This is a genomic window from Campylobacter sp. CH278, from assembly GCF_004378845.1.
GTDB classification, from domain to species: Bacteria; Campylobacterota; Campylobacteria; order Campylobacterales; family Campylobacteraceae; genus Campylobacter_D; species Campylobacter_D jejuni.
This window is the reverse complement of sequence record NZ_RYXZ01000003.1, coordinates 214,871-221,627: the sequence shown is the minus strand read 5'-3', so window position 1 is coordinate 221,627 and position 6,757 is coordinate 214,871. Positions and strand designations below refer to the sequence as shown.

General features: G+C 30.3%; 5 protein-coding genes and 1 pseudogene. 5 read left to right on the top strand and 1 reads right to left on the bottom strand.

What is annotated here, in order from left to right:
• Nucleotides 1-172 precede the first annotated feature (172 nt).
• The 4 genes from ELQ04_RS04015 (at nt 173) to dnaK (ending at nt 4,783) form a co-directional block, all read left to right on the top strand.
• Nucleotides 173-1,354 (top strand): hypothetical protein, encoded by a 1,182-nt coding sequence (locus ELQ04_RS04015; protein ID WP_044778126.1) that lies wholly within the window; start codon nt 173-175, stop codon nt 1,352-1,354.
• A gap of 216 nt (nt 1,355-1,570) precedes the next feature.
• A complete protein-coding gene (locus ELQ04_RS04010) occupies nt 1,571-2,362 on the top strand; it encodes an HrcA family transcriptional regulator (protein ID WP_002938654.1) in 792 nt (263 codons plus the stop codon).
• Nucleotides 2,359-2,889: a nucleotide exchange factor GrpE gene (grpE, locus tag ELQ04_RS04005; protein ID WP_002938655.1), complete on the top strand. Its 531-nt coding sequence runs from the start codon at nt 2,359-2,361 to the stop codon at nt 2,887-2,889. Before ELQ04_RS04010 ends, grpE begins: the two co-directional genes overlap by 4 nt.
• 22 nt (nt 2,890-2,911) lie before the next feature.
• Nucleotides 2,912-4,783: a molecular chaperone DnaK gene (gene dnaK / locus ELQ04_RS04000; protein ID WP_002938658.1), complete on the top strand. Its 1,872-nt coding sequence runs from the start codon at nt 2,912-2,914 to the stop codon at nt 4,781-4,783.
• 55 nt (nt 4,784-4,838) lie between these two features.
• Here the strand turns inward: dnaK and ELQ04_RS03995 are convergent, their stop codons facing one another.
• Nucleotides 4,839-5,666, bottom strand: a complete 828-nt coding sequence (locus ELQ04_RS03995) for a flagellar basal body-associated FliL family protein (protein ID WP_002938661.1) — start codon at nt 5,664-5,666, stop codon at nt 4,839-4,841.
• Nucleotides 5,667-5,782: 116 nt separating this feature from the next.
• Between ELQ04_RS03995 and ELQ04_RS03990 the strand changes: the two are divergent.
• Nucleotides 5,783-6,753: pseudogene (locus ELQ04_RS03990) on the top strand (MBL fold metallo-hydrolase).
• Nucleotides 6,754-6,757 lie beyond the last annotated feature (4 nt).

Below are 6,757 nucleotides of genomic sequence, written 5' to 3'. Positions count from 1 at the left end.
GAATTGTGTTTAAAAAAGAGTTTGTTACTGGTTAGGGTTTTTAGAGAGAATAGGGTGTTTTTAGGGGTTTGGAAAGTAATAGAGGATAAAATTTAAAATTTTCTAAGTTAAAATTACATAGAATATATTAGCAATATTTTTGAAAAGATGTCGAAAATTTGAAGGCATCAAAATGGATTTTATAAATTTTCTTAATCATTTTCAACCCATATCTAAATCTTCTCAGCAAGCTAGTGTATATAAATCTTTTAAGTTGAATTTAAAACCAAAGATTCTTAATGAAAAAGACGAAAATTCCTCTTCATTTCAAGATCAAAAAACAGATGTAGCTCAAACTATGCTTCAAAGATTAGAAGATGAAAAAGTTTTCAATCAAAAGGTAAGTGATAAAGTGAAAAAAGCTGAAAGAGGTATGACTACTATATATTTTAGAGATCCTATTACAAATAAACTCGTTCGTAGTGCTTTAAGTTCAACAGCTATCAATAAAATGGGAATTGAATTTGATAAAGAAGATATGACTAAAAGACTTGATGGATCATATATATTAAGTGGAAAAGCTGAAAATTTCGTGGCTGGATGGTATGCTGATATAGCATATACTAGAGCTTATATGGCTAGCGATAGAAATAATGATGGATATTTAGAAGATTATGAGCTTGAAGATACGAAAAGTGGTTTTGTAGCACAGGAAACAAATTTAGGACTTTTTGTGCAATCTTATACACAATTAAATGGTAGCGTGGATACTCTATTTGGTTTTGAAAAAGATTTTAGAGAAATGCGTCCAGATGATACCAAAGATACAGATTATGCTGGTAGAACTATAGGTTTAGAGCTTGATAAAATGATAAGAAAAGATGGAGATTTTGATGGAGAGCTTAGTTTTAGCGAAACTGGCATGCAAGCAGTAAAAACCAAAGCTCCAAATTCTGGATGGACTGAAAGTGTAGGTATATTAACTTTAACTAAATTTGATCAAACTAATACAATAGAAATTAAAGATATCTTGGATAAATTAGGTAAAGGTGTAAAATATGATGATTTAAGTGAAGATGAAAAATCTCTACTTAAAATGCAATTATCTGATAAAATTTTTGATGAAGTTGAAGATAAAGAAACTGGTAATAAAAAACTTGTTTTTAATCTGGATAAATTTAAAATTTTCTATGAAGCTTTTGTGGATTTATTCAAACAAAGAAGTGCAAAAATGCTAGGTTTAAAACCTGAAGATGCAACTAAACTTAATTATGACAATCTTGGTGAAATTGTCAACGAAATGAAGCAAACTTATTTTGATACAAATTCTACAAGTTATGGAAAAATAGCTGATTTAATTAAAATTTGGGCTTAGTTTTTATAATTATCTTGTAAAGTGTATTGTTATTTTTATTTTGATATATTGATATATTGTATTCTTATAAAAAAGTAACTAATAAAAGTTTAGTCATATAGACTAAATAAAATTAAGTATATTTTTTTATATTTATACTTGACAAAATAACACTCAATGTTGTATAATACTTCTAGCAATCAAAAAATAGAGTGCTAAAAATTTAAGGAAAGAGCTATGAAAAGCCGAGATAAAAAGGATTTGATTTTAGATTCTATCATCCAAACTTATCTTTTAGATAATGCTCCTATTGGTTCAAATGAATTGAATTTAAATCTTTGCATCCCTGCTTCAACTATACGCGTCTATCTTAAAAGGCTTAGCGACGAGGGTTTGATCACTCAGCTTCATATAAGTAGTGGTAGAATTCCTACTATTTTGACAATGCAAAATTACTGGCAAAGTTTTTGGAAAAAAGAACAAGATCAAGATATCAATATCAAAAGTGAGAATTTTTTAAAAGAGTTGAGTAAAGAATTTGAAATTTACTGTCTTGTTTATGGTGGTAGAAGCTTAGTGCTTAAAGAAGTGCTTGATCTAAATGCTAAGTTTATAGTGCTTGATTTTAAAGAAGAAGAGCTCGTTTTAAAATATGAAAAAGAAGCATGGAATTTTTTACAAAGTCTTATAGGATTGGATCTTTTTAGCATAGAAAAAATAGCTTTGAGAGTTCATTTTATCGATCTTGTAGAAAAAATAGCTAGCTTAAGACAAAATTTGATTTGCTATAGAAGTAATGAAGAAAGAGCTTATCAAATTTATCAAAATGATGAATTTGTTAAGCTCTTAGATTGCGGAGTTCATCGTTATTTTAAAGAAAGTCTTGAATTTGAACCTTTATTTAAAGAAGGTTTTATGGGGCTTAAGGTGGATGCGCAGTTTTTGGGCGAAGATGTAAATATTATCTTAGCAGGTAGTGTTTATACGGATTATAAAAAAATATTACAATACATAAAGGAGGCGGCGTGAGCGAGCAAAAGCAAGAATTTGAAAACGAAAACGCAGAAAATTCTGAACATTTGCAAGATGAGAATTTGCAAAATATCGAAGATGTTGAGCAAAACAAATTGCAAAAAGACTATGATGAATTAAAAGACAAATATATGCGTGCAAACGCTGAATTTGAAAATATTAAAAAAAGAATGGAAAAAGAAAAGCTAAGTGCTATGGCTTATGCAAATGAAAGCTTTGCAAAGGATTTGCTTGATGTTTTAGATGTTTTAGAAGCAGCTATTAATGTCGAATGTCATGATGAAATTAGCTTAAAAATCAAAGAAGGAGTGCAAAACACTTTAGATTTGTTTCTTAAAAAACTTGAAAAGCATGGAGTGGCTCTTATCAAAGAAGAAAAAGAGTTCGATCCAAATTTACATGAGGCAATGTTTCATGTAGATAGTGAAAATCATCAAAGTGGTGAAGTGGTTACCGTGCTTCAAAAAGGCTATAAAATAGCCGATCGCGTAATCCGCCCAACCAAAGTTAGTGTAGCAAAATAAATTTTAATAAAAAGGATAAAAAATGAGTAAAGTTATAGGTATAGATTTAGGAACAACCAATTCTTGTGTTGCTGTGTATGAACGCGGTGAGAGTAAAGTAATTCCAAATAAAGAAGGTAAAAATACAACTCCTTCTGTGGTGGCTTTTACAGATAAAGGCGAGGTTTTAGTAGGAGATAGTGCAAAACGCCAAGCGGTAACTAACCCTGAAAAAACTATTTATTCTATTAAAAGAATTATGGGTTTGATGATCAATGAAGACGCGGCTAAAGAAGCTAAAAACAGACTTCCTTATCATATCACTGAAAGAAATGGTGCTTGTGCGATTGAGATTGCAGGGAAAATTTATACTCCGCAAGAAATTTCAGCAAAAGTTTTAATGAAACTAAAAGAAGATGCTGAAGCTTTCTTGGGCGAGAGTGTTGTAGATGCGGTTATTACTGTGCCTGCATATTTTAACGATGCGCAAAGAAAAGCGACAAAAGAAGCAGGAACGATAGCAGGACTTAATGTATTAAGAATTATCAATGAGCCTACTTCAGCAGCTCTAGCTTATGGACTTGATAAAAAAGATAGTGAAAAAATCGTGGTTTATGATCTAGGTGGGGGAACTTTTGACGTTACTGTGCTTGAAACTGGCGATAATGTAGTAGAAGTTTTAGCAACAGGTGGTAATGCTTTCCTAGGGGGCGATGATTTTGATAATAAACTTATTGATTTTCTAGCTAATGAATTTAAAGATGAAACAGGCATAGATCTTAAAAATGATGTTATGGCTTTACAACGCTTGAAAGAAGCAGCAGAAGATGCTAAAAAAGAATTAAGCTCAGCTAATGAAACTGAAATTAATTTACCATTTATCACAGCAGATGCAAGTGGGCCAAAACACTTGGTTAAAAAACTTACTAGAGCTAAATTTGAAGGTATGATTGATTCTTTGGTAGCTGAAACCATCACTAAAATCAATGAAGTAGTAAGCGACGCAGGTCTTAAAAAAGATGAGATTAAAGAAATTGTTATGGTAGGAGGCTCTACTCGTGTTCCTTTAGTGCAAGAAGAAGTGAAAAAAGCTTTTAATAAAGATCTTAACAAGTCTGTAAATCCTGATGAAGTTGTAGCTATTGGTGCGGCGATTCAAGGTGCGGTTATAAAAGGCGATGTTAAAGATGTGCTTTTACTTGATGTTACTCCGCTCTCTTTGGGTATAGAAACTCTAGGTGGGGTAATGACTAAGATTATCGAAAAAGGTACAACTATTCCAACTAAAAAAGAGCAAGTTTTCTCAACCGCTGAAGATAATCAAAGTGCTGTAACTATCAATGTTTTACAAGGGGAAAGAGAATTTAGTCGTGATAATAAATCTTTAGGAAATTTTAATCTTGAAGGAATTCCACCAGCACCACGCGGTATGCCACAAATCGAAGTTACTTTTGATATCGATGCAAATGGTATTTTAACTGTTAGTGCAAAAGATAAAGCAACAGGTAAGGCTCAAGAGATCAAAATCACAGGTTCAAGCGGACTTAGCGAAGAAGAAATTAATAACATGGTAAAAGATGCTGAACTTCACAAAGAAGAAGATAAAAAACGCAAAGAAGCTGTAGATTCTAGAAATGCAGCTGATAGCTTAGCGCATCAGGTAGAAAAATCTTTAAGTGAGTTGGGTGAAAAAGTTGCCGCTGCTGATAAAGAAAATATCCAAAAAGCTCTTGATGATTTGCGTGAGACTTTGAAAAATCAAAATGCAAGCAAAGAAGAGATTGAAAGCAAAATGAAAGCTTTAAGTGAAGTTTCTCACAAACTAGCTGAAAATATGTATAAAAAAGATGAGCCAAATACAGCTAATGATAAAAAGAAAAAAGATGACGATGTAATCGACGCTGAAGTTGAGTAATCCTAAAATCTCCATTCAAGCCTTTTTAAAAGGCTTGAAAATTTTTTAAAAATTTTTAGGAAATGACAAAATCTTTAAAATATAATCCTTTTATTAGCTTACTACCTAATTTTTCATTGATTTTTTTAAGCAATTCTCTTTGAAGTTCTAATTTAAAATCAGATAATTCATTTTCTTGTATTTCTTTTGCTAGAATGGTTTGAATAATGATATCTCTAATAACAGGCAAAATTCTTGTAAAATTTTCTGAAGAAATCTTACCTGTTAATTCCAAATCAATAGCACAATGTATATATTTTTGTCTGCCAGATTGTGATAGGTTAAGAGTAAAAGGTTCTAGGGAATAAAAATAGTTTGTATGAAAGCTATACGAAGAATTTTCTTGTCTTATATTTTTAGAAGATTTATTAAGTAAAAAGTAGGTGATAAAAACAATGCAAGATAAAATACATATAAATAAAAAAATAATCAATACTTCCAGTGGTTTTAGTATTTTTTTCTTGATGCTTTTTTCTTTTGAAATAAAATTGAAATTATGTGGATTATTTTTAAAATTAACAATATTTTGTTTGAGCTTTGGCAAATCATAGCGAATAAGGTTTGTTACGATATTTAAATCCATAGCTTGACTATTATGAGCCGCAATATTTCTACTTTTTGAGAGTCTTTTCATATCTTCTTCGCGAAAAATTACCATAACTTCAGCATCTGCGCTATCTTGAATATTTTTTATTGTTTCTTTAATATTGATTAGGGACATGAAAATAGCTTTTTGTTTGGTTTCATTTTTTAAAGCTTGCACAAGTTCGCCTTTAGTTTGTTCAAATATAAAATCAATTTCTTGAATTATTTTGTCTAATTTATATAAATTCTCTTTTTGCATCATTTTACCTAGTATTTAATTTACTTATTCTAACACAAGCAAACTAAACTTAGCGTAAAATAAAATCAGTCTAAAAACTTTTTAGATATAATCTTAATAAACATAAAAGGAAAAATTTGAATTTATCATTTAAAACCTTTGATATTTCAAATAATGAAAGATTAAAAGCTAAAAAAATACAGGGTAAAAAATATGAAATTTTTCTTAATGAAAATGAGCAAAGTCTTATAACTCCTAAAGTGTCTTTTAAAGAAATTTTGAGGTATTATTATCTTTATCCAAAAAATGCCATTCCTTCTTTTAAATTACCTTTTTTCAAGCCTGATTTGAGTAGTTTTAGCATTCCGCATATTACTTGGCTTGGACATTCTTCGCTTTTTATAAGTTTTAAAGAATATAAAATTTTGATTGATCCTATTTTTAACACTCATGCTTCGCCTATTTCTTTTATCAATAAGGCTTTTAAAAATACTCCTTTTATAATGTAAATGATTTTAATGAAATTTTTGCTGTGATTATCACGCATTCGCATTTTGATCATTTAGATACTAAGAGTATAAAAGCTTTAAAAGAAAAAGCACGATTTTTTATCACACCTTTAAAAGTGGGAAATTATCTAAAAAGCTATGGGGTGAGTGAGAAAAAAATCATAGAGCTTGATTGGTGGAGTGGAGTAGAATTTGGTGATTTAAAAATCATTGCAACACCTGCACAGCACAGTTCAAGTAGAGGAGATGGTAAAAACAAAACCCTTTGGGCTTCTTTTGTGATGGAATTTTTAAGTGTAGATAAGAGAGTGTTTTTTAGTGCAGATGGAGGATATTTTACACATTTTAAAAAAATAGGTGAATATTTTGGAAGTTTTGATCTAGCTTGTCTTGAAAGCGGACAGTTTAATATCGCTTGGCCATATTCACACTCTTTTCCTGAACAAATTTTAAAAGAAGCAAAAGATCTTAATGCAAAGGCTGTCATGCCTATACATTGGGGGAGATTTTTAGCAGGAACTCACGCGTGGAATGAAGTGATAAAATTTCTTTATGAAAATTTAGATTTACCGTTCTCACAAACCTATAAAATCCTATAAATAG

Bases quoted from the DNA above. Each gene is read 5' to 3' on its own strand.
- ELQ04_RS04015 (WP_044778126.1), top strand. From the start codon at position 173: ATGGATTTTATAAATTTTCTTAATCATTTTCAACCCATATCTAAATCT.
- ELQ04_RS04010 (WP_002938654.1), top strand. From the start codon at position 1,571: ATGAAAAGCCGAGATAAAAAGGATTTGATTTTAGATTCTATCATCCAA.
- dnaK (WP_002938658.1), top strand. From the start codon at position 2,912: ATGAGTAAAGTTATAGGTATAGATTTAGGAACAACCAATTCTTGTGTT.
- ELQ04_RS03995 (WP_002938661.1), bottom strand. From the start codon at position 5,666: ATGCAAAAAGAGAATTTATATAAATTAGACAAAATAATTCAAGAAATT.